Annotated in this window: 20 protein-coding genes; 4 read left to right on the top strand and 16 right to left on the bottom strand. The window is 62.0% G+C overall.

Translation table 11 applies throughout. The features are described from left to right. Positions 1-12 precede the first annotated feature (12 nt). Positions 13-1,029, bottom strand: coding sequence for an ABC transporter substrate-binding protein (locus RLEG4DRAFT_RS01585; protein ID WP_003574859.1), 1,017 nt, complete (start codon positions 1,027-1,029; stop codon positions 13-15). Positions 1,030-1,306: 277 nt separating this feature from the next. On the opposite strand from RLEG4DRAFT_RS01585, the gene RLEG4DRAFT_RS01580 reads away from it, so the two are divergent. Together RLEG4DRAFT_RS01580 and RLEG4DRAFT_RS01575 are read left to right on the top strand one after the other, a co-directional pair. Further along, positions 1,307-2,545 carry a GAF domain-containing sensor histidine kinase gene (locus RLEG4DRAFT_RS01580; RefSeq protein WP_003574858.1) on the top strand — a complete coding sequence of 413 codons (1,239 nt, stop codon included), beginning with the start codon at positions 1,307-1,309 and terminating at the stop codon, positions 2,543-2,545. Positions 2,546-2,557: 12 nt separating this feature from the next. Further along, complete coding sequence (locus RLEG4DRAFT_RS01575; RefSeq protein WP_003574857.1) at positions 2,558-3,280, top strand: response regulator transcription factor; 723 nt, start codon at positions 2,558-2,560, stop codon at positions 3,278-3,280. A 37-nt stretch (positions 3,281-3,317) separates the two neighbouring features. On the opposite strand, the gene RLEG4DRAFT_RS01570 is transcribed toward RLEG4DRAFT_RS01575, so the two are convergent. From RLEG4DRAFT_RS01570 to RLEG4DRAFT_RS01560, 3 genes are all read right to left on the bottom strand, one after another. Beyond that, complete coding sequence (locus tag RLEG4DRAFT_RS01570; RefSeq protein WP_037093071.1) at positions 3,318-3,665, bottom strand: EAL domain-containing protein; 348 nt, start codon at positions 3,663-3,665, stop codon at positions 3,318-3,320. A gap of 145 nt (positions 3,666-3,810) precedes the next feature. Further along, positions 3,811-4,632: a DUF1206 domain-containing protein gene (locus tag RLEG4DRAFT_RS01565; protein WP_037093138.1), complete on the bottom strand. Its 822-nt coding sequence runs from the start codon at positions 4,630-4,632 to the stop codon at positions 3,811-3,813. Between the two features lie 268 nt (positions 4,633-4,900). After that, on the bottom strand, positions 4,901-5,308 hold the full coding sequence (locus RLEG4DRAFT_RS01560; protein ID WP_003574853.1) for a carboxymuconolactone decarboxylase family protein: 408 nt from the start codon (positions 5,306-5,308) through the stop codon (positions 4,901-4,903). Positions 5,309-5,628: 320 nt separating this feature from the next. Here RLEG4DRAFT_RS01560 and RLEG4DRAFT_RS01555 point away from each other — a divergent pair, with 320 nt between their 5' ends. Beyond that, on the top strand, positions 5,629-6,558 hold the full coding sequence (locus RLEG4DRAFT_RS01555) for a TauD/TfdA dioxygenase family protein (RefSeq protein WP_003574851.1): 930 nt from the start codon (positions 5,629-5,631) through the stop codon (positions 6,556-6,558). Positions 6,559-6,619: 61 nt separating this feature from the next. Here the strand turns inward: RLEG4DRAFT_RS01555 and aspA are convergent, their stop codons facing one another. The 12 genes from aspA to RLEG4DRAFT_RS01495 form a co-directional block, all read right to left on the bottom strand. Continuing rightward, positions 6,620-8,047 (bottom strand): aspartate ammonia-lyase, encoded by a 1,428-nt coding sequence (aspA, locus tag RLEG4DRAFT_RS01550; protein ID WP_003574850.1) that lies wholly within the window; start codon positions 8,045-8,047, stop codon positions 6,620-6,622. Between the two features lie 97 nt (positions 8,048-8,144). After that, complete coding sequence (locus RLEG4DRAFT_RS01545; RefSeq protein WP_003574847.1) at positions 8,145-9,248, bottom strand: asparaginase; 1,104 nt, start codon at positions 9,246-9,248, stop codon at positions 8,145-8,147. Positions 9,249-9,315: 67 nt separating this feature from the next. Beyond that, complete coding sequence (locus tag RLEG4DRAFT_RS01540; protein ID WP_003574846.1) at positions 9,316-10,788, bottom strand: amino acid permease; 1,473 nt, start codon at positions 10,786-10,788, stop codon at positions 9,316-9,318. 229 nt (positions 10,789-11,017) lie between these two features. Beyond that, complete coding sequence (locus RLEG4DRAFT_RS01535) at positions 11,018-11,725, bottom strand: FadR/GntR family transcriptional regulator (RefSeq protein ID WP_003574844.1); 708 nt, start codon at positions 11,723-11,725, stop codon at positions 11,018-11,020. A 53-nt stretch (positions 11,726-11,778) separates the two neighbouring features. Then, entirely contained in the window at positions 11,779-12,498 is a 720-nt protein-coding gene (locus RLEG4DRAFT_RS01530) for a FadR/GntR family transcriptional regulator (protein ID WP_003574842.1), read from the bottom strand. A 95-nt stretch (positions 12,499-12,593) separates the two neighbouring features. Beyond that, positions 12,594-13,415, bottom strand: a complete 822-nt coding sequence (locus RLEG4DRAFT_RS01525; protein WP_003574841.1) for a bifunctional allantoicase/(S)-ureidoglycine aminohydrolase — start codon at positions 13,413-13,415, stop codon at positions 12,594-12,596. Between the two features lie 186 nt (positions 13,416-13,601). After that, positions 13,602-15,437, bottom strand: coding sequence for an ABC transporter ATP-binding protein (locus RLEG4DRAFT_RS01520; protein ID WP_003574839.1), 1,836 nt, complete (start codon positions 15,435-15,437; stop codon positions 13,602-13,604). Between the two features lie 17 nt (positions 15,438-15,454). Continuing rightward, positions 15,455-16,651 carry an aminotransferase class V-fold PLP-dependent enzyme gene (locus RLEG4DRAFT_RS01515; protein WP_003574837.1) on the bottom strand — a complete coding sequence of 399 codons (1,197 nt, stop codon included), beginning with the start codon at positions 16,649-16,651 and terminating at the stop codon, positions 15,455-15,457. A 70-nt stretch (positions 16,652-16,721) separates the two neighbouring features. Further along, positions 16,722-17,234: a RidA family protein gene (locus RLEG4DRAFT_RS01510; protein WP_085061871.1), complete on the bottom strand. Its 513-nt coding sequence runs from the start codon at positions 17,232-17,234 to the stop codon at positions 16,722-16,724. A gap of 48 nt (positions 17,235-17,282) precedes the next feature. Further along, positions 17,283-18,152 (bottom strand): ABC transporter permease, encoded by an 870-nt coding sequence (locus RLEG4DRAFT_RS01505; RefSeq protein WP_003574833.1) that lies wholly within the window; start codon positions 18,150-18,152, stop codon positions 17,283-17,285. After that, on the bottom strand, positions 18,152-19,093 hold the full coding sequence (locus RLEG4DRAFT_RS01500) for an ABC transporter permease (protein ID WP_003574831.1): 942 nt from the start codon (positions 19,091-19,093) through the stop codon (positions 18,152-18,154). The genes RLEG4DRAFT_RS01505 and RLEG4DRAFT_RS01500 overlap by 1 nt, the downstream gene beginning before the upstream one ends. An 83-nt stretch (positions 19,094-19,176) precedes the next feature. After that, positions 19,177-20,703: an ABC transporter substrate-binding protein gene (locus RLEG4DRAFT_RS01495; protein WP_003574829.1), complete on the bottom strand. Its 1,527-nt coding sequence runs from the start codon at positions 20,701-20,703 to the stop codon at positions 19,177-19,179. A gap of 229 nt (positions 20,704-20,932) precedes the next feature. On the opposite strand from RLEG4DRAFT_RS01495, the gene RLEG4DRAFT_RS01490 reads away from it, so the two are divergent. Continuing rightward, positions 20,933-21,517 carry a DUF1349 domain-containing protein gene (locus RLEG4DRAFT_RS01490; RefSeq protein ID WP_003574828.1) on the top strand — a complete coding sequence of 195 codons (585 nt, stop codon included), beginning with the start codon at positions 20,933-20,935 and terminating at the stop codon, positions 21,515-21,517. Positions 21,518-21,559 lie beyond the last annotated feature (42 nt).

Here is a 21,559-nt window from a genome sequence, read left to right as displayed (position 1 = left end):
TCGCCGGGAGAGTTATTTTGCCGACTCGATCACCTTGATCGCGTCTGCCTGCGTGTATTCCACGTTGGCGACGCCGCCGGCCTGAGTATTGGCGAGGTTCGTTTCAAGATTGTCCTGGTCGATGCGCAGGAAGGGCACGACGAGGTCCTTCTTCACCTGCTTGCCGTCGAGGATCTGCTGGGCGACCCAGAAGGCGAGCGTCGAAACTCCAGGTGCGATGGACACGGACATCGTCTGGTAACCCTTGGCGTCCTTCTGTTCCTTCCACCACTTCAGTTCGTCTTCGCGGTTGCCCATGATGATCACCGGCATCTTTCGGTCGGTAGCGGCAATCGCCTGTGCGGCGCCATAACCGTCGCCGCCCTGCGTCACCACGCCGGCGATGTCGGGCAGGCTCGGCAGAATGCCGGCAACAGCCTTCTGCGCCACGTCCTGCGCCCAGTCGCCGTGAACGGAGCCGACAATCTTGAACTGCGGGAACTGCTTGACGCCGTCGTGAATGCCGGCGGAGATCTCGTCGTCGACGAAGACACCGGCGAGGCCGCGGATCTCGAGCAGGTTGCCGCCTTCCGGAAGTTTCTTCGACAGGTACTCGACCTCGCTACGGCCCATTTCCTTGAAGTTGACGGCGATGCGCCAGGCGCAGGGCTCGGTCACGATGCCGTCGAAGGAGACGACGGTGATGCCGGCGTCGCAGGCTTCCTTGACCGCGCCGTTCAGCGCCGTCGGCGAGGCGGCGTTGAGCACGATGGCGTCATAGCCCTGCAGGATCATATTCTGGATCTGCGCGGCCTGTTCCGTCGCCTGGTTCTCGGCGGTGGTGAAAGGATCGGCTGCGGCAACGACGCCGGCCTTCACGGCTTCGCCCGTCACCTTGCCCCAGCTCGTCAGCATGGCCTGGCGCCAGGAGTTACCGGCATAATTGTTGGAAAGGGCGATTTTCTTGGCCGACGTGTCGGCAAAGGCGGAAACGGGCATCGCGGCGCAAGCAATAGCGGCCGATGCCAGAAGCATCTTGCGGATTGTCATGTCTTCCTCCCTGATGATCGCCGGTCGGCGGATCGCTTCACTCCTGCCTGCCCAATCGGGCCCGAGTGAAAATTGTTCTTGCACTGAGCTTCCTCCTCTCAGTAAGGGCAGGATGCGGGAGATCGACCGAGCTGTACAGGGGCAAGGCAGCAAGTCGTTTGCGGGTTTTGCGCAATTCGCTGCGGGTTTACGCAAGACGGCGCGCTTCCGCGGGCGCTTACTGTGAAGGGATCGCGGCGGGTTGAGGAGCCGGCTGCCGTCTCGGGGAGGAACCACCATGCTGCATCCGGCACCCGCAGCCATGTTCGAACATTATCTCGGCATTTCCCGGCTGCTGGCGGGTCAGCTCGACTTCCGCTCGGCCATCCGTTCGGTTGCGGCCGAGGTTGCCCACATCATCCCGCACGACCATCTCGATGTCTGCGTGCTCCTGGAAGGCGGCAACTACCACACGGCCTACGAGACCGGCATCGAGACCGCCTGGGGCGATCTTGCCGGCGCGCCTGTGGTCAACAGCCCGATCCGCTCGCTGCTCCGCGGCGAGGTGGATTTTCTGCTCACCGACGACGCCATGACGGACCAGCGTTTCCACTTCGAGGGCGCGTTCAAACGGCCGATCGTCGAAGAGTCGCTGAGGAGCCGCCTGCATGTGCCGATGAAGGTGCAGGGCACGATCATCGCCGCACTTTCCTGTTCGTCGCGAACGGCGGGCGTCTATACGATGGAGGATATCGAACGCGCCCGCATCATCGCCGACCTGCTCACGCCTTATTTCTTCGCACTGCAGGCGGCCGAGCAGGCGCAACGCTCGGCCATCGTCGAGGCGGAGGCCCGTGCCCGCGAGGAGGGGCTGCGGCAAGGCGCGCTGAAGCTGACCGAGGCGCTGGAGCAGGAACGCCAGCGGATCGGCATGGACCTGCACGACCAGACACTTGCCGACCTCACGCGGCTTGCCCGCCGGATCGATCGGCTGTCGCGCAACGGCGAGGTGACGCCCGAAGCGCTGGAGCCGGTCTCCCGTTCGCTGCAGCATTGCATGCAGGATCTGCGGCAGATCATCGAACAGGCAAAACCCTCCGTGCTCCAGCTCTTCGGACTTGCTCAGGCGATCGAGCATCATCTCGACCGGTCGACGCGCGACACCGGATCGGCCATCGAATGGGGCCTTGTCGACGAGACGCACGGCGCACTGGAGCGTCTGGAACCGACCGTCAGCGTCGCGCTGTTCCGGATCGCCCAGGAGGCGATCAACAATGCGGTGCGCCACGCCGCGCCGCTTGCCGTCACGGTGCGGCTCGAGGCCGACGAGGAGCGGCTTTCGATCGAAATTTCCGACGACGGGACCGGGCTCGCCAAGGCGCGGGGACGGATCGGCGGAGGCATCGACAATATGAAGACCCGTGCGCGGCTGATCTCGGCGCGCTTTGCGACCGGGCCCGGCCACAACAATCGCGGAACCGCGGTGCGCGTCGTGCTGCCGCTTGGTCCGCACGACCCGGCGAGCGGGCCGAACTGAGGAGAAATACGCATGAAGGTTCTGATCGTCGAAGACGACCCGCTGCACCGCTCCTATCTGCATGAGGCGGTCAATGCGGCCCTGCCGGAATGCGATACGGTGATCGAGGCGGAAAACGGAACCGTCGGCGAGAAGCTCGCCCGCGACCACAAGTCGGCGCATATCGTCATGGACCTGCAGATGGCGAGCCGCAACGGCATCGAGGCGGCGCGCACCATCTGGAAGGAGCGGCCGGAGACCCGTATCCTCTTCTGGTCGAATTATTCCGACGAGGCCTATGTGCGCGGCGTCTCGCGCATCGTGCCGGATGGCGCCGCCTATGGCTATGTGCTGAAGTCCGCCTCCGACGAGCGGCTGAAGCTGGCGCTACGCTCGATCTTCATCGAGAGCCAGTGCGTCATCGACCGCGAGGTGCGAGGCCTGCAGCAGAAAAGCCTCGGCCAGACCAACGGCTTTACCGATTCCGAATACGAAATTCTCGTCGATATCGCGCTCGGTCTCACCGATCGGGCGATCGCCAAACGTCGGGGCCTGTCGCTGCGCAGCGTGCAGAACCGCCTGCAGCAGCTCTACGACAAGCTCGACGTCTACCAGAGCGCCGGCGACGAGCACGAAGACGGCCGCTTCAATCTGCGCGCCCGCGCCATAACGGTCGCTTTCCTGCGCAAGCTGCTGAACTACAGCGCTCTGGAGCGGGCCGAGGCCGAGCTGCAGGACTGGCTCGACGGAAAGTAGTCGGGAGCTCCTGAAGCCACAATTCAGTCCACGCGGGTCAGGCGATGGCTTTCAACGGAGCCCGGCTGCTCGGGGCCGCCTCGGGCTTATCGAACAGGAAACCCTGCATTTGCGCCGGATGGCTTGCATGAAGGATCGCAAGCTGCTCCCTGGTTTCGACGCCCTCGGCAATCACCGGCAGGTTGAGCGTCGAAGCCATCTCGATGACATTCTCAAACAGCGCCCTGATGGTTGGATCGGCGCCGATGCCGGCAAGGAAACGTCTATCGATCTTCAGCTTGTCGAACGGAAAATCCCGGAGGTTGGCGAGCGAGGAATAACCGGTCGCGAAATCGTCCAGGACGACGCGGATCCCTATCGCGCGCTGACCGAGTGTGGAAAGCACGGTCGCCCGATCGTGAACAGCGCTGTCTCGCTGATCTCAAGCTCCAAACGGCAACGACTCTCGCTTGCAAAGATCGTCGAGACGGGTGGCCGCAACGGCTGCTCCGCGGTTTTGGCCGAAGAAAGTCGACCTCCGACAACCGCTATCAGGCACCCGTCAGCGGAATTGAACGCTTGGCGGCTGCCAAGGACGGGCCTGATATGACGCGATATCGGGCCTCGACAAGATTGTATAGTCCGAAGGCTGCCAATCCAGCGGCAACGGCGATGTAGAGGAAGGCTCCAAACGGAAGCTGGCGGACCCATTGCAAGGCGTCTCCCATGCTGCCGGCTTGTTGGGGATCCACCCGGAAACCTGCATAGGCAAAAAGCACCCCGGTGATCGCGAACACCACGCCGCGGGCGATGAGACCGTAAACGCATATCAATGTCACGATACCCTTGCTGTCCGGTATCTTGACGTAGCGCTCGAACTTCCGGGTGATGCCCTTCGCGACCGTCACGATGCCGCCGATGACAAAGCCGGCGCCAACGGCGATCGCAAGGTAGGACCCGAACGGCTGCGACATGATCCATCCCGCCAGACCCTTCTCCCCGGAACCTTCGCTGCCGCCGCCGAGGAAGAGGGCACGGCTGAGTGCATATCCGGCAAGCCCGAGATAGGTGATGGCGCTGCCGAGGAGTGCTGACCGGATCGCCAATGCCTTTGCGTCTTTCCCGTGGCCATCGCTATCTGCCAGGGACTGGGCGAGCCTCCATGCGACAAAGCCGAGAAGTGCAAGACCAATCATTCCGACCCAGATCCGGCCGAAGGGCTGCGCAAGCAGCGTCGAGAGCGCGGACTTCGTTTCCGGCCGGCCGCCAGCGATGCCGGAGAAGAGCGCCAGTCCCGCTATCAGCAGAAAAACGATACCGCGCGCCGTGTAGCCGCCCTTGGCGAGCAGATCAAATCGAAGGCCCTTGGTCATCAGCATTTCCAACTCCGTCGCCAGTGCGCGAGATTAACGCGCCAGCCTGCCGAAAGTTTGCTGAAGGAACTCACAACCGGGCGACGCCGTGGGTTGAGGTTAGAGATGGCTATGCCAACGAGGAGTTCCATAAGACAGATTACGCCACTTTTGCATCTTAAAGTTGAATACTAATTCTTCTATAAGTTGCGCATCATTTAGGCGGGAGATTGCAGATGGGAGTGATTGCAGTGGCGGCTGCGGCATGCGCGCACCAGTCCGTTGTTTCTTATCGCACCTCAAACTCCGGATCGGGCGAAACCTGCATGGCGAGAGCGAGATGATTTGTCTGCGCGGCAAGGCCGATGATCGTCAGCAGTTCGCCGTGTTGGGCATCGCTCATGCCTCGCGCACGGGCGGCGGCGGTGTGAGATTGAACGCAGTACTGGCAAGCATTGGCCGTTGACACTGCGATGTAGATCATCTCGCGCGTCAACGGATCGATCGTGCCCTCGACCGCCATGACCGATTTGAGCGTTTCCCAGACCCGCTTGCGATTTGCCGGATCGTTTGCAAGAGCCCGCCAGAAATTGTTGATGAAATCGGTCTTGCGTGTCGCCCCGATGTCATCGAACACCGCCTGCACGGCTGGAATGGCTGCGGCCTGTTGATCCGACAGAAGTTTGACTGTTGCCATCGATCTTTCCTTTCCGGTGTGCCGATGCACGGCTTCAAGCATGATCTTTTCTTCACCCGCGGAAATTGCTCGGCGATCCGACACTGCCGGCGGAAGATACGAAGAAACGACATTGGCCACCAGCCTCCCCGCCAGCGAGGAAATCGAAGGCTGGTGTTTCAGGAAAACAGGCAAAATTAGAAAATATTGTCTACCGATTTGATAGATTATACGGTTCCATAGCCCTGTCGATTTCAGCGATGAGGTTTTGAACGCCCGATAATTGCTTCTTCGGGCGCAAATGACCTGGCGACTTCTTCCAACATCAACAGGAGATTTCCATGAGCAATCCGGTTCTCGTCGATCAGATCATTCCCGAGTCCGATGTCGTCCCGCTGACGGGCCGTGTCGGAGCCGAAATCAAGGGTATCCGCCTTGGCGGAGATCTTTCGGATGCAACGGTGGCAGCCATCAACCAGCGTCTCCTGAAACACAAGGTCATCTTCTTCCGCGATCAGGGACATCTTGAGGATTCCGAACAGGAAGCCTTCGCACGCCGGCTCGGCGACCTCGTGCCCCATCCAACCCAGGGTCCGGTCGCCGGCACGGCCTCCATCCTGAACCTCGATTCCAGCCGCGGCGGTGGCCGGGCGGACCAGTGGCACACCGACGTCACCTTCGTCGATGCCTACCCCAAATTCTCGGTCCTTCGCGGCGTCGTCATTCCGGCGGCCGGCGGCGACACGATCTGGTCCAACACCCATGCTGCATACGAAAGTCTGCCGGCGCCGCTCAAATTGCTGGCGGATAATTTATGGGCCATTCACAGCAATGCCTATGACTACGCCGCCGTGCGTCCTCGCGCCACCGCCGAAGAGAAGAAGCACTTCGAGGAGGTTTTCACCTCCACCATCTACGAGACCGAGCATCCGGTCGTGCGTGTCCATCCGGAAACCGGCGAGAGATCGCTGCTGCTCGGCAACTTCGTTCAGCGACTGGTCGGCCTGTCGAAAAGTGATTCCGCGAAACTCTACGAAGTCTTCCAGTCCTACGTCACCGCCCCGGAAAATACCGTGCGCTGGCGCTGGAGGGCCGGGGATGTCGCGATCTGGGACAATCGCGCCACCCAGCATTATGCCGTCAACGACTATGGCGACCAGCACCGGGTCGTGCGCCGCGCCACCGTTGACGGCGATGTTCCTGTCAGCATCGACGGCCGCCGCAGCATAACTCATGTCAAGGCTGCGAAGCCGCAAGCAAAGGCGGCGTGATCCCGCACAGATGAGTGTTGTCCGGCACATGAAGCGACCAAGGCTTCATGTGCCGCATGCCTTACGAGAAGGAAAGCTTCTCGCTCGGCCGAGTCAGCGTTTCCGGGCGCAGCACAGCATCGAGATGCTCCTTCTGCATCAGGCCGCGTTCGAGAAGGATTTCGTAGACTCCGCGGCCCGAATGATGCGCTTCCAGCGCGACCTCGGTGGCGTTGCGGTAGCCGATATAGGGGTTCAGCGCCGTCACGATGCCGATCGACTGCTCGACCGTCTGCCGCAGCCGGTCGCGGTTGGCGGTAATGCCTTGAATGCAATTGGCTTCGAGCGTCAGGCAGGCATTGGTGAGGTGGCTCAGGCTGCGGTAGAGGCTGTAGAAGATGATCGGCTCGAAAGCGTTCAACTGAAGCTGACCGGCCTCGGCGGCCATGGTGATCGTCACGTCATTGCCGATCACTTCGAAAGCGACCTGGTTGACGACTTCCGGGATGACCGGGTTGACCTTGCCCGGCATGATCGAGGAACCGGCCTGCCGCGCAGGCAGGTTGATCTCGTTCAGTCCGGCACGCGGCCCGGAGGACAGAAGCCGCAGGTCGTTGCAGGTTTTGGACAGCTTGACCGCCACGCGCTTGAGGACACCCGAAAGCTGCACGAAGGATCCACAATCCTGCGTCGCCTCCACCAGATCCGGTGAGGTCACCAGATCGACGCCGACGATTTCCGACAGACGCTCGCGCACCAGCGCTGCATAGTGAGGATGGGCGGTGATGCCGGTGCCGATAGCCGTTGCGCCAAGGTTGATCTCGCGGATCAACGAGACCGCTTCGGAGAGGCGCGCCTCGTCCTCGGCGAGCATCAGCGCATAGGTTCCGAATTCCTGCCCCAGCGTCATTGGCACAGCGTCCTGCAATTGGGTGCGGCCCATCTTGAGGACGTCGGCAAATTCGATCGCCTTGGCCTCGAACGACCGCCGCAGGATCGCCATGGCGTCGACGAGGCGGTGAACGCCGATCCCTGCCGCGAGCTTCAGCGCCGTCGGATAGACGTCGTTGGTGGATTGCGAGAGATTGACGTGCTCGTTCGGATGCAGATGCTGGTAATCGCCTCGGCCATATCCCATGATTTCCAGCGCCCTGTTGGCAATCACCTCGTTGGCGTTCATGTTGGTCGAGGTGCCGGCGCCACCCTGAATGAGATCAACGACAAAATGGTCGTGCAGCGCACCGTCGCGGATCTCGACACAGGCCGCGATGATGGCATCGGCTCTCTGCCGATCGAGAAGGCCGAGGGTCGTATTTGCCTGAGCCGCCGCCTGCTTGATCGCAGCGAGCGAGGCAATCAGGTCCGCCGATTCACGCAGGGTCTGCCCGGTGATCGGAAAATTCTCGACCGCGCGCAGCGTATGCACGCCATAATAGGCCGTGGCCGGCACGTCGCGATTGCCGATCAGGTCATGCTCGACGCGGATTTTCGCAATATCAGAGATAGTCATGGCTGGACTTTCGAGAAGCGGCTGCGAGCCTGAACTGCGGCGGCGGGCCGGAGAAGATGATGGGGAGACGCGGCAGAATTGCCGCATCCGGAATGCGTCATCGGCTCAAAGCTGCAGGACGAGAACCGTCCCCATCCGATTTCGATCCGCCAAGCTTGAACGGAAAGGACACGCCGCCTGTCGCGACACCCATCGTGTTCACGCGGCTGGGATGATGGAATGTCGCAAGCGGCCTGCGGCATTCCGGCGAACCGATGCCGAGCTGCTCGAGGATTTCCGTCACCACGGCGTAGAGCATTTCGATGTTGCCATCCTCGATCTTGACCGAGATGCCGAGCGCGCCCTCCGCTCCCAATCGCCTGGTATCATTGGAGGCTCGCACACCGATTGCGTAGCTGGCGTCGGCACCGAGCTTGCCGATCATGGCGCCGTCGAATGCGCGCATGAGCACCGTGCAGTAGCGCCCCTCACCCGCAACCATTTCAGGATAGCGCGCCATCGCCTGGAAAATCCGAGCCAGCGCTGCGTCTCGCGTCGACACGCCCTCTCGCCCCTCGCCCCGATCCGCCGCCGAGGCAAGCTTGGCATAGATGCGCGCCAGCCGATCCAAGGGAAAAGCGGGCGTCGGGAGATTACATCCGTCGATCCCCCATTCGACATCGTCGACGTCCAAATCGCAGAGTTCGGCAACCGTCCGCTTCACCATCACCTGCATCGGATGATCCGGCAGATGATAGCCTTCCAGGTCCGCCCCGATCGCCCGGGATCCGGCCATCATTCCGACGTGCTTTCCCGAACAATTGCTGCACACCGCTGTCGGCGTATAGTCCTGCCTGATCCAGGCGCGGTTCACCGTTTCGGAGAGGGAAGGATGACCGCCGCATCGAAGATCGGCCTCCTTGGCCTCAATCTTCGACAGCATGGTCCGCGTCCGCGCAATATGCCGCTCTTCGCTGCTATGGGAAGCGCACATCAGTGCAAGATCGGCATCATCGAACCCGTAAGGCTCGAAGCCATTCGCCTCCAGGATGGCAAGCGCTTGGGCCGGCTTGGCGGCAGACCGGGCAAGCGTCAGGCGGGTCGGGTTTCCCAGCGCATAAAGCAGCCTGCCTTTTGCATCGACGACCGCGGCATGGACGCGGTGACGGTTCTCGACGATGCCGCCACGATCGGTGACGACGAAATCCTCACTCGGGATCATTTCTCTCTCCATTCATGCGACACCCCGGCGGCTTTCGCCGCCGGGGCAAGCCTTGCTATCGAGCGGCTCAGGCCAGATCGAAACCGCCGCGATCTGCGCCCTGCTCGGCCGCAATCATGTGGATGCGCTCACGCATCAGCAGCCAGCCGACCACCAGCGCCGGAATGATCAGCAGCAGGGAGGCAACCGTGTAGGTGCCGACCGGATAATCAAGCGCCATCAGGATGACGACGACCGCAAGGAAGACCAGCGTCAGCACGCCGGTATAAGGCGCGCCGAACATCCGGAATTCGGGCCGTGCCAGCTTGCCTTGGCGCGACAGGTGCCACAGCTTGAGCTGGCACAGGATGATGACGCCCCATGCAGCGATGATGCCGAGCGCGGCGACATTCAAGCCGATCTCGAAAGCCGCTGCCGGAACGACAGCGTTCAGCACGACGCCGAAGGCGGTCACAACAGCCGTCACCGCAATGCCGCCATAGGGGACGCCGGATCGGTTCATCTTCGCCAGTGCCGCCGGCGCCGAGCCGGAAATCGCCATGGAATGGAGGATGCGGCCGGTCGAATAGAGGCCCGCATTGAGCGACGACAGGACAGCGGTCAGCACGACGAGGTTCATGACGACGTCGGCGCCCTGGATGCCGATCTTGCCGAAGAAGGTCACGAACGGGCTCTCGCCGCCCTTATAGGCGGTATAGGGCAAGAGCAGCGACAGCAGCAGGACCGAGCCGACATAAAAGACCACCAGGCGCAGCACGACCGTCCGGATCGCGCGCGGCATGACCTTGCGCGCATTTTCGGTTTCACCGGCGGCTGTGCCGATCAGCTCGATCGAGGCATAGGCGAAAACCACGCCCTGTATCACCACCAGCGCCGGCAGGATGCCGTTCGGGAACATACCGCCGAAATCGGTGATCGTATTCAGCCCAGGAACATGGCCGTCGATCGGCGTGCCGGTGACCACGAAATAAACCCCGATGATCAGGAAGACGACCAAAGCGAGAACCTTGACGAGGCTGAACCAGAATTCCAGTTCGCCGAAGACCTTCACCGACAGCAGGTTCATGGCGAGAACGAGGACGAGCGCCACCAGCGCAAATACCCACTGATCGATCATCGCGATCCAGGGGACATAGGCCTTGAAGAAATTCATGTAGAGAGCGACCGCGGTGACATCGGCGACCGCCGTCATCGCCCAGGTCAGCCAATACAGCCAGCCGACCGCGAAGGCGAGCTTTTCACCGTAAAACTCCCGGGCATAGGAAACGAACGAGCCCGAAGTCGGGCGATGCACGATCAGTTCGCCCAGAGCCCGGAGAACGAGAAATGCGAAAAAGCCGCATAAGGCATAGACCAGCACGAGCGCCGGACCAGCAGCGGCAAGCCGCCCGCCCGCGCCCAGAAACAAGCCCGTACCGATTGCTCCGCCGATGGCGATCATCTGGATCTGCCGCGGCTTCAGCGCCTTTTTGTAGCCGAGGTCCTCCTCGGCGAAAACCTGGCCATCGGCCTCGGTTCTGGTGGATTCCATCACTGTCATTTTCTCCTCCCTATCCATGGGTTCGGCAGCCTCCCGGCCGTCCCTCCGCGCAGGCCGGCAGCAAGATGTTAATCTGCTATGCGGTCTGACAGGTTGGGAAATAAAAGGAAAAGCGGGCTTCCGTCAAGCGTCTTTCGTTCGACGGCGTGCATATATGAGGGCCTAGTCAGTCGATCGGCCAGGCGCCGATGTCTGGGTGCCGGTAGCTCAGGGAAGAGTTCACCGCGTGCTAGCGCGGCTCGGCGCCGATGATGCGATTGACTGCCGCCTCGACCCTCTTGAGATGGATTTCCATCGCGGCCCGGGCTTCGACCTCCGACCCGGTGCGGATGGCCTCGACGATAGCGCGATGCTCTTCGTTCGACTCCTGACGCCGCGGCCCCAACACCGTCAGCAGCCCGGATTGCTGCGCCATCGCCTCGCGAACCTCATCGACGATGTCGCGGAAGACAGCATTCTGCGATGCCGCCGCGATCAGCCCATGAAACTCCGAATCCAGCCGCACCCAAGCCTCGGTATTTTCCTCTTGCTCCATCTGCTTGCAAAGGCTGAGCAGCCGGGACAGCTCGTCATCATTTCGGCGCAGCGCCGCCCAGCCGGCCGCCGATACCTCGACATAGGGACGCGCCTCCATCAGATCACGCGCCGAATAATCGCCGTAACTGATATCTCCGTCGCCGGCAGCCGAAAGCACGTATGTGCCGCTGCCCGTTCGTGTCTCCGTCAGCCCCAAACTCTGCAGCGAGCGCAGAGCTTCCCGCACGATCGGGCGGCTGACACCGTATTTTCCCGCCAGCTTCGCTTCTGACGGCAGCTTCGAACCCGCTGTAAACCGGCCGGAAAGGATGAGGCTGCGCAACTCCTCGAACACCAGTTCCGAGGCGCTTTTGCGACTGAGGACAGCGGAGTCGGACAGCCAGCTTTCTAGATCATTCATCGCTTTGCATCCGATCGGCGGCGCACCCGGCTATCCCGGCCGCAAATTTGAAATCATAGCTTCGACGCGGTTCGTCTTTCATCGGCAATCCCGATGATAGACCGCTTGACCTCCAGCAGGTGCTCGGCCATGGCTGCACGCGCATCCTCCTCGCTGCCAGCGGCAACGGCCAGCAGAATTCGGCGGTGCTCCGCGTTGGACGCCTTGCGCCGTCCTCGAACATGCTCGACGACTTCCGATTGCGTCGAAAGCGCGCCGCGAACATCGGCGACGACTTTCCTGAAGATCGCATTGCCAGAGGCCTCAGCGATTTCTCCATGAAACGCCGCATCCATCCGCACCCATTTCTGGACATCCGCTTCCTCGTCCATCCGGTCGCACAAGGATGTCAGCAGGGTCAGCTGTTCATGCGAACGACGCAATGCCGCCCAGCCGGCAGCCGGTATCTCGATGCAGGGGCGCGCTTCCATGAGATCGCGAGCGGAATAGGCGCCGCCGCCGAGTTGGCGCGCGGGGCTTTCCGAAACGACGAAGGTGCCCCGGCCGGTCCGGGTCTGCGTGAACCCCAGTGTCTGCAACGAGCGTAGCGCTTCACGCACGATAGCCCGGCTGATGCCGTAATGCTCGGCAAGTTGTACCTCCGAGGGAAGACGGATACCGAGAGCCAGTTTCCGATCGACAATGGCCGTGCGGATATCTTCGAAGACCGCTTCGGCAGCGTTTCTTCGGCTTATTTCCGTGTGCTCCGACAGCCATGAATCCATATCCCGCATCGAACGACGATGCGGGCAATCTACAGAGCTGTCAAGCAACCGGACAGGCACTTCCGGAGCTTGCCGACCGGATCCAACGCGCCTCGCGAAACCGCCTACCAGAGCTTCATATGACGGTTGACGTCCTTGTAGAGCAGGTAGCGGAACCGGCCGGGACCGCCGGCGTAGCAGGCCTGCGGGCAGAAGGCGCGCAGCCACATGAAGTCGCCGGCCTCGACCTCGACCCAATCCTGGTTCAGGCGGTAGACAGCCTTGCCCTCCAGTACATAGAGACCGTGCTCCATGACGTGTGTTTCCATGAAGGGGATCACCGCGCCCGGCTCCAGGGTGACGATGTTCACATGCATGTCGTAGCGCACATCGGCCGGGTCGATGAAGCGGGTCGTGCCCCAGCGGCCGTCGGTATCGGGCATGGCGCGGATCGGATGGTCGTCCTCGTGCGTGACGATCGCCGGCGGCGGCTCCAGCCCCTCGACCTCCTGAAAGGCCTTGCGGACCCAGTGGAAGATCGCCGCTGTCGAGCCATCGTTTTTCACGCGCCAGGCCAAACCGGCCGGAATGTAGACGAAGGAACCGGCGCGCAGCGCGTGGCTGACGCCTTCGAGCTCCACCGTCATGCCGCCTTCGACGACAAAGAGGACTGCCTCGGCCCGCTTGTCGGGCTCCGGCCGGTCGCTGCCGCCGCCCGGCTGAACTTCCATCACATATTGCGAGAAGGTCTCGGAGAAACCGGAGAGCGGCCGGGAGAGAACCCACGCCCGTGTCCCCGTCCAATGCGGCAGCAGGCTCGTGACGATATCGCTCATGACACCGCGGGGGATGACCGCGTAAGCCGTGGTGAAAACGGCCCGGCCGGAAAGCAGCTGGGTCTGCGGCGGCAAACCGCCGAGGTTCGAATAATACTCTGTCTTGTCCATTTGTGCGGCTTTCCAGGCAGGTGTCTCTGCATCTGCTTTATGCGCCGCTGACCCATTAGGCAACTCCCAATGGGCCAGGTCAAGCTAGAGCGGCTCAGCCTTACACGGAAGCGCAGAACCACTCTAACCTTTTGTTCTTACGCAATTCCGGACGGAAAACCGCTTCGCACTTTTCCTGGAATTGCTCTACCGATCGGCCATGACCAGGTGGCCCGCCCCGACTTCACGATAGGAGGCGTTTGGAGGCTGGTAGTCGACCGGGCGCATCGGGCTCTTGATCTCGTCATTCGCCACCATGCGCTTTTCGTGACGGCGGTCGGGATCGGGCACCGGCACAGCGGCGATGAGTTTTTTCGTATAGGGATGCTGCGGATTTTCGAAGACGGCAGCGCGCGGGCCGATCTCGACAATCTCACCGAGATACATCACCGCCACCCGGTGGCTGACTCGTTCGACCACCGCCATGTCGTGCGAGATGAACAGGAAGGCGAGGTTGAGGCTCTGCTGCAGGTCGAGCATCAGGTTAATGACCTGCGCCTTGATCGACACGTCGAGCGCCGACACACTTTCATCGGCAACGATGACCTTCGGCTGCAAGGCGAGCGCCCGGGCGATGCAGATGCGCTGGCGCTGGCCGCCGGAAAACTCATGCGGATAACGCGCGGCCATGTCCGGAGACAGGCCGACCTTGAGCAAGAGGTCGGCGACCACGTCCTTTGCCTGTTTCGAACTGCCCATCCGGTGTTCGAGATAGGGCTCGGCGATCGCCGCGCCGACCGTCATGCGCGGATTGAGGCTGGCAAAGGGATCTTGAAAAATCATCTGCACGGATTTGCGCATCTCGCGCAAATCCTTCCTGTCGAGGCCGAGCACCTCCCTGCCCTCGACCAGAACGGAACCCGCCTGCGGCTCGATCAGACGCATGATGGCGCGCCCGGTCGTCGATTTGCCGCAGCCGGATTCGCCGACGAGCGACAGCGTCTCGCCGGCATGCAGATCGAAGGAAACGTTTTCGACCGCGTGCACCCGGCTGGTCAGCCGGCCGAACAGGCCGGTATGAATGTCGAATCGCTTGGTGAGGTTTTTCACCTCAAGAACCGGCGTTGCGGCGACGGTATCGGCCGCCTCGGCCGGAATGTCCGATTCCCCTGTCGTCGTGTTGACCACCGGAAAACGCAACGGCCTCTGCCTGCCCTGCATCGAGCCGAGCACCGGCACCGCGGATAGCAGCGCCCGGGTGTAGGGATGTTTGCCGCGATGGAAAATATCGGCGGTGGCGCCGCTTTCGACCTGTTCGCCACGATACATCACCACCGTCCGGTCGGCGATTTCGGCGACGACACCCATGTCATGGGTGATGAAAAGAACGGAGGTCCCCTCCTCTTCCTGCAGTATCTTGATGAGGTCGAGGATCTGGCCCTGGATAGTCACGTCGAGCGCCGTCGTCGGCTCATCGGCGATCAACAGCTTCGGCCGGCTGGCGAGCGCCATGGCAATCATCACCCGCTGGCGCATGCCGCCGGAAAAACGATGCGGATATTCGTCGAAGCGCGAGGCGGCCGACGGGATGCGGACTTTTTCCAGCAGCCTGATCGCCTCCGCCCTGGCATCGGCCCGGCTCATATCGGAATGGCAGAGCAGCGCTTCAGAGATCTGATCGCCGATGGTGAAGAGCGGATTGAGCGATGTCATCGGCTCCTGGAAGATCATCGCCACCTCATTGCCGCGCACCTGCCGCATGGCATGTTCCGGCAGTGCCAAGAGGTCGCGGCCGCCGAGCATCACCCGGCCCTCGACGCGGCTGGTGTCCGCCTGCAGCAGCCGCATGATCGACAGCGAGGTGACGCTCTTGCCCGACCCGGATTCGCCGACGATCGCCACCGTCTCGCCGGGTGCGACGGTGAAAGCGACGTCGCGCACGACCGGTTTCCAAGCACCGTCGACCAGAAAGGAGGTGGTCAGCCTCTCGACGGAAAGAACGGTACTGGCTGTCTCGATCGATTGTGCTTGGACGCTGCCCATGTCGGTTCCTTTGCAGTTCAATCCGGCCAGCGCAGCGCGCCGTCGAAGCGGTGCTTGCTGCGGTTTTCGATCGGCGTCGCGATGATCTCGTTGGAGGCGCGCGCCTTGTCGAGTTCTTCAGCAAGACGGTTTGCGACGATTGTCTCCTGGCCCGGATGCAGGTTGCACGGGTCGAGGTAGAAATAGCGGTGCTCCACCTCATGGTCGCGCACGATGATCGGCGGGCTCCCTTTGGCAAGCGCGTCGGCCAGATCCCAGGCGGTGATATGTGCCTGCTCGGCATCGACGATCAGGCGCAGACGGTCGAGCGGATTGTTGGTCGGGTCGGGTTCGATCAGCGCGATGACGCCGGGACGGCCGTCGAGTGTCTTCTTCCACAGATCGAGATAACCGGTCTCACGTTCGCGGATGCCGGCATGATCGCGGCTTTCCCAGGCCTCGAGGGCTGCCATGACGCCGAAGATGCTCTCCTTGCCGACCTTCATGCCGCGGCCGATGCCCATATTCTGCAGGAAGGCATGACGCACCAGCTCCTTCCTTCCGGCAACGATGCCAGAGGTCGGACCACCGAGGAATTTATGGCCGGAGTAAAGGGCGATGTCGGCCCCCTGCTCCAGGAAGATCCTGAGATCATATTCCGAGGCCGCATCGACGATGACGGGAACACCCTTGGCATGGGCGATCTCGACGAATTCCTTCAGGTTCAAGAGGCCGTAGTCGACCACATGGTGGGAGACGACGTAGACGGCGGCGGCGGTCTTGTCGGTGATGGCATTTTCCATATGGAAGCGATGCGTCGAGGTCGCCTGCCCGACAAGCACGACCTTGCCGCCGGCCAGCCGGATCGCCTGGTCGACCGGAGCGCCGTAGCTGACGACATGGCCCATCTGCACCAGCACTTCGTTCTTCTCGAGCGTGGCATCCGGCAGCTTCTCGATCGTCAGCAGATTGTCGCCGGTGATGGCGCCGGCGACGGCCAGCGAAATGCCGGCCGAGCAGGAGGCGGTGACGAAGCCCGCCTCGCCGCCGGTCAGCCGGGCGATGACGGCGCTTGCCTTGCGCTGCAGGTCGTTGATCTCGACGAAGTGCGGCAGGATCGATGCCATCGCTTCGATCGCCTCGGGCACGACGATCGAGGCGCCGAGGCTGGTCATCGTGCCGGATACGTTGATGACGGGGCGAAGGCCGAGCGAAGGTCGGATATCAGTGGGCATGAAGGTCTCCAGACGTCTGGGGCGAGGAACGGGTCACGGGTGGACGCTGCTCCAAATATGAAAGCTTTCGTCAACCATGCAAGGCGACGATCGCCTCGATCTCGACGGTGATATTGCCGGGCAGCGAGCCGAAGCCGACGGCCGAGCGGGCATGTTCGCCGGCCGCGCCGAAAACCGCAATCAGCAGATCCGAGCAGCCGTTGATGACGCTCGGATGATCCTCGAACTCAGGCACGGCATTGACCATGCCGAGCAGTTTGACCACCCGCTTGACGCGGGAGAGGTCGCCGAGCGCATCATGCATGACGGCGAGCAGGTTGATGCCGGTCAGCCGGGCATGCCGGTAAGCCTCCTCGACACTGACGCCGGCGCCGACCTTGCCCGTGTGCAGGAAGCCATTCGCATCGCGCGGTCCCTGGCCGGAGAGATAGAGCATATTGCCCTCCAGCACATGCGTCACGAAATTGGCGATCGGCGGCGGCGGCGGCGGAAGCTTGATGCCGAGGGCTGATAACCGTTGGTAAGGCGAGTTCTCGACCTTGCTGGCGGCGGTGGGAAACTGATTCACGCAAACTCCTGTCATGCAATTTTCAATTTGGCGAATTTGGATTGGCCGGCGTTCGTCGGCGGCTCAAAGGTCCTTGCGAAGTCTTGGATCGAGCATGTCCCTGAGGCCGTCACCGACCATCTGCAGCGACAGCACCGAGAGGATGATCGCCACACCCGGAAACAGCGTCATCCAATCGGCCTGGCCGATATATTGGCGGCCGGCGGCAATCATCGTTCCCCAGGTCGGAATCTCCGGGCTGACCCCGAGGCCAAGGAAAGACAGGCCGGCTTCGGCAAGCATGGCACTGGCGAAGAGGAAGGTGGCCTGCACCAGGATCGGCGAGAGCAGGTTGCGCAACACGTGCCGCGTCATGATGTGAAAAGTGGAAATGCCGAGCGCCCTTGCCGCCTCGACATAGGGCAGTTCGCGAATGACCAGCGTCGATGCGCGGACGATGCGGGCAAGGCGCGGCGCATAGACGATCGACAGCGCGATGATGACCGTGGTCAAGGACGGGCCGAGGGCAGCGACGAGGGCGATCGCCAGCAGAATATCCGGAAAGGCCATCATCGCGTCGATCAGCCGGGCGATCGGCGTATCGAGCTTCTGGAAAAAGCCGGCAAGCAGGCCGAGCGTCACGCCGATGACCGCCGACAGGCTGACGACGGCGGCGCCGACCAGCAGCGACAGGCGGCCGGCAAAGATCGTGCGCGAGAAGACGTCGCGGCCGAACTCATCCGTGCCGAAGAAGAAGGTGCCGCTTGGCGGTTTCAGCCGGTTGACGATCGAAAGCTTGGAGGGCGAATAGGGCGCGACGACAGGCGCAAAGACCGCGAGCAGCACGAAGATCGCCAGGATCAGCAGGCCGAAGGCGACCGTCTTGCGCCTCAGCAGGCGGCGGACGAATTTGCTGCTTTCGCTCTCGGCTGATTTGATTGCGATATCGGCCATCAGTAGCGCACCCTCGGATCGACCAGCAGATAGAGCATGTCGATCGCAAAATTGATCAGCACGTAGAGCGCGGCGATGACGAGCAGCGCGCCCTGGATGACGGGATAGTCGCGGCGCAGCACCGCCGAGACGACGAGATTGCCGACGCCCGGCAGACCGAAGACCGTCTCGGTGACAACGGCGCCCGATATCAGCACCGCCGCGGTCAGCCCGAGGACCGTCAGGATCGGGATCAACGCGTTCTTCAACGCATGCTTGAGGATCACCTTACGCTCGATCAGCCCCTTGGCGCGCGCCGTGCGAATATAATCGTCGCCGAGCACATCGAGCATCGACGCGCGGGTGAAGCGCAGGATCAGCGCCGAGGAAACGATACCGAGCGCAAAGGCCGGCAGCGTCAGGTGATACATGCGCTCGAGAAAACTCGAGCCCGGCCCGCCATAGCCGGAGACCGGGAAGAGGTTGAACCGGACGGCGAAGAACTGCATCAGGATGAGGCCGAGCCAGAAGCTTGGAATGCTGGCGGCAAACATCGCCAGCGTCGTTGCCGCCTGGTCGACGAAGGAGCCCCGCCGATAGGCGGCATAGATGCCGATTGGCAGAGCGATGATGCTGGCAATGGCAAGCGAAAACAGCGTCAGGAAGAAGGTCGGCTCGGCGCGGTCGATGAGCGCCGAAGTCACCGGCATGTTGAGGAAGATCGACTGGCCGAGATCGCCCTTCAGCAACTGGCCGATATAATAGACATATTGCAGGCCGAGCGACTGATCGAGGCCGAGCCTGCTTCTGAGATCGGCAACATCCTGCGGCGTCGCATCCGGTCCGAGCATGACGGCCGCCGGATCGCCCGGCGTCACGCGCACGATGACGAAGACGATCGTCACGACGAGAAACATCACGACGATCATGCCGAACAGGCGCTGGAGGATGTAGCGTATCATGAATGCCGGCCTTCAAGCCCTTGCAGATGCATCAGAAAAGGTAACCGGCGCCGGCCTCGAAGGACCGGCACCGGCGGCGGTGCTTACTTCTTGATCGAAGCGTTCCAGAAATACGGCCACGGGGCCGGATCGACGCCGTCGAGCTTGACCGACTTTGCCGAGACGGCGTTGAAATCGCCGATCTTCATGAAGGGCGCGTCTGTATAGATAGCCTTCTGCACATCGGCCCAGAGCGCCACGCGCTTCTTCGGATCGACTTCCGAGGTGAAGGCATCGACGGCGGCCTTGCGAGCCGGCGTATCCCACCAGCCGGGCGAGCTGGTCGACAGCGAGCCGATCAGCGCCGGCTCCGGCAGGAAGGGGCTGTGGGTGATGTAGATATCCCAGAGCTTCGGATCGGTGCGGCGCTGCGTCAGCGTCGCCCAGTCCACCACCTGCATATCGACGGTGAAGCCGGCAAGCTTCAGATATTCGGCGGCGACCTGCGCCATCTTATAATGGAACTCATACTGGCGGCTGGTCAGGATACGGATCGGCTCACCCTTATAACCGGCCTTCTTGGCGGCAGCGGCCGCCCCTTCCGAATCGGCGACGTTATAGGCGCCCTCGACGCCGGCATCCGTCGACCAAGAAAAGGACTTCGGATAGATGGCGCCGTCGAGCGCATAAAAATCCTTGCTGCCGAAGGCCGCGGCCAGCATGTCTTCCATGCTCAGCGCCTGGCGGATCGCCTTACGGATCTCGACATTCCCAGCAACACCTTCCTTGGTGTTGAAGACGAAGACCGGATAACCGAAAGGCTTCAGCATGACCGGCTGCGAGGCGGCCGAAGCCTTCACTTTGTCGTAGGATTCGACCGCGATCGAATCGACATAATCATACTGGCCGGAGACGGCGGCTTCGACGCGGGTGTTCGCATCCGGGACCGGCACGAAGCGGATCTCATCGAGATATTGATGGCGGGCGCCGCCATAGCCGTTGCTGTCGCCTTCGCGGGATTTGTAGCCATCGAAGCGGACGAGCTGGATATACTGGTCAGCCTTACGCTCCTTCAGCATATAGGGACCGGTGCCGATGAACTCCTTCATCGGCTCGTCCTGCTTTTCGGCCGGGATGATGATCGCCGCCGAATTGTTGAAGGCAAGCAACGAGGTCAGCGGCGCATAGGGCTGCTTCAGCGTGATGGTGACGGTCGAGGGATCTGTGGCGGTGACCTTGTCGATAAAGCCGGCCACCTGCTTGCCGCGCGAGGCGATCTTCATCCAGCGGCCAAGCGAGGCGACGACATCTTCCGAGGTCATGTCGCTATTGTCGTGGAACTTGATGCCGGTCCGGAGCTTGATCGTATAGGTTTTACCGTCGGCGCTGATCTCAGGCAGGCTTTCGGCCAGAAGCGGCGTGACGTTCCAGCTTTTGTCGAACGTATAGAGCGTTTCGAAAATATGCTGGGTGACGATACCGACGAGATCGGCCGTCGACGACATCGGATCGAGCGTCGGCGGCTCACCGATCGTCGCAACATTGATGACGCCGCCCTTTTCTTGGGCAAGGAGGGTCGAAGGCAGGGCGACGAGCGCGGTGCCGAGGAGAAATGCGACAAGTGTTTTCATGTAAGGGCTCCCGGTTCAGTTCCACAATTATGTAATTCATCTTTTTGTAACAGAATAGGAGATGGATCGTTCCTGTCAAGCACGGACGACGGATTATGCAGCCGCCGATAGCGCGACATGGGAGAAACGCCCTATCTTCAGCTGCGGCTGGCGCCGTTGCTCGAAGGTTGCGTGATATAAAGGCCAGGCGATCGCGCTGCGGTCAGTTTCAGCGGAACGGGAGAAAAGGATGGGCATCGATTTCAACGAGGGAAAATGGCTGAACGAACCGGCGACCTGGCACGCGGATGAAACCGCCCTCACCCTGACGACCGATGGGAAAACCGATTTCTGGCGCGAAACCCACTACGGCTTCACCCGCGACAGCGGCCATTTCCTGGCCTTTCCCACCACCGAGACCTTTACCGCCCAGATCCGCATCCAGGGCGAATTCCAAACCCTCTACGACCAAGCCGGCCTGATGGTACGCCTCGACGAGAAACGCTGGGTAAAGACCGGCGTCGAATTCACCGACGGCGAACCCTTCCTCAGCACCGTCGTCACCGACGGCAGGTCCGACTGGTCGGTGTCTCAACCCTTCAAGCAGCTCGAAGATTTCCACATCCGCGTCACCGTCGCCAGCGGCGCCCTGCGCATCCAGGCCTCCCGCGACGGCCGCCACTGGCCGTTGCTGCGGCTAGCGCCTTTCCCGGCGGCTGACCGCTATGAGGTGGGGCCGGCTGCCTGCACGCCGGAGCGCAGCGGGTTGACGGTGCGGTTTTCGGAGTTTTCGATTGGGCCGGCGATTACGACGGGGCTGCATGATTTGAGTTAGGGAACGCTGTAATGCACACCGGACGCCGTTAGCGGTCGTGAC

The sequence above is a fragment of the Rhizobium leguminosarum bv. trifolii WSM2297 genome (assembly GCF_000271845.1).
Note: the sequence above shows the minus strand (reverse complement) of the source record. Positions and strands in the feature narration are given on the sequence as shown.

Coding starts and splice junctions, on each gene's coding strand:
- RLEG4DRAFT_RS01585 (WP_003574859.1), bottom strand. CDS start 1,029: ATGACAATCCGCAAGATGCTTCTGGCATCGGCCGCTATTGCTTGCGCC.
- RLEG4DRAFT_RS01580 (WP_003574858.1), top strand. CDS start 1,307: ATGCTGCATCCGGCACCCGCAGCCATGTTCGAACATTATCTCGGCATT.
- RLEG4DRAFT_RS01575 (WP_003574857.1), top strand. CDS start 2,558: ATGAAGGTTCTGATCGTCGAAGACGACCCGCTGCACCGCTCCTATCTG.
- RLEG4DRAFT_RS01565 (WP_037093138.1), bottom strand. CDS start 4,632: ATGACCAAGGGCCTTCGATTTGATCTGCTCGCCAAGGGCGGCTACACG.
- RLEG4DRAFT_RS01560 (WP_003574853.1), bottom strand. CDS start 5,308: ATGGCAACAGTCAAACTTCTGTCGGATCAACAGGCCGCAGCCATTCCA.
- RLEG4DRAFT_RS01555 (WP_003574851.1), top strand. CDS start 5,629: ATGAGCAATCCGGTTCTCGTCGATCAGATCATTCCCGAGTCCGATGTC.
- aspA (WP_003574850.1), bottom strand. CDS start 8,047: ATGACTATCTCTGATATTGCGAAAATCCGCGTCGAGCATGACCTGATC.
- RLEG4DRAFT_RS01545 (WP_003574847.1), bottom strand. CDS start 9,248: ATGATCCCGAGTGAGGATTTCGTCGTCACCGATCGTGGCGGCATCGTC.
- RLEG4DRAFT_RS01540 (WP_003574846.1), bottom strand. CDS start 10,788: ATGACAGTGATGGAATCCACCAGAACCGAGGCCGATGGCCAGGTTTTC.
- RLEG4DRAFT_RS01535 (WP_003574844.1), bottom strand. CDS start 11,725: ATGAATGATCTAGAAAGCTGGCTGTCCGACTCCGCTGTCCTCAGTCGC.
- RLEG4DRAFT_RS01530 (WP_003574842.1), bottom strand. CDS start 12,498: ATGCGGGATATGGATTCATGGCTGTCGGAGCACACGGAAATAAGCCGA.
- RLEG4DRAFT_RS01525 (WP_003574841.1), bottom strand. CDS start 13,415: ATGGACAAGACAGAGTATTATTCGAACCTCGGCGGTTTGCCGCCGCAG.
- RLEG4DRAFT_RS01520 (WP_003574839.1), bottom strand. CDS start 15,437: ATGGGCAGCGTCCAAGCACAATCGATCGAGACAGCCAGTACCGTTCTT.
- RLEG4DRAFT_RS01515 (WP_003574837.1), bottom strand. CDS start 16,651: ATGCCCACTGATATCCGACCTTCGCTCGGCCTTCGCCCCGTCATCAAC.
- RLEG4DRAFT_RS01510 (WP_085061871.1), bottom strand. CDS start 17,234: ATGACAGGAGTTTGCGTGAATCAGTTTCCCACCGCCGCCAGCAAGGTC.
- RLEG4DRAFT_RS01505 (WP_003574833.1), bottom strand. CDS start 18,152: ATGGCCGATATCGCAATCAAATCAGCCGAGAGCGAAAGCAGCAAATTC.
- RLEG4DRAFT_RS01500 (WP_003574831.1), bottom strand. CDS start 19,093: ATGATACGCTACATCCTCCAGCGCCTGTTCGGCATGATCGTCGTGATG.
- RLEG4DRAFT_RS01495 (WP_003574829.1), bottom strand. CDS start 20,703: ATGAAAACACTTGTCGCATTTCTCCTCGGCACCGCGCTCGTCGCCCTG.
- RLEG4DRAFT_RS01490 (WP_003574828.1), top strand. CDS start 20,933: ATGGGCATCGATTTCAACGAGGGAAAATGGCTGAACGAACCGGCGACC.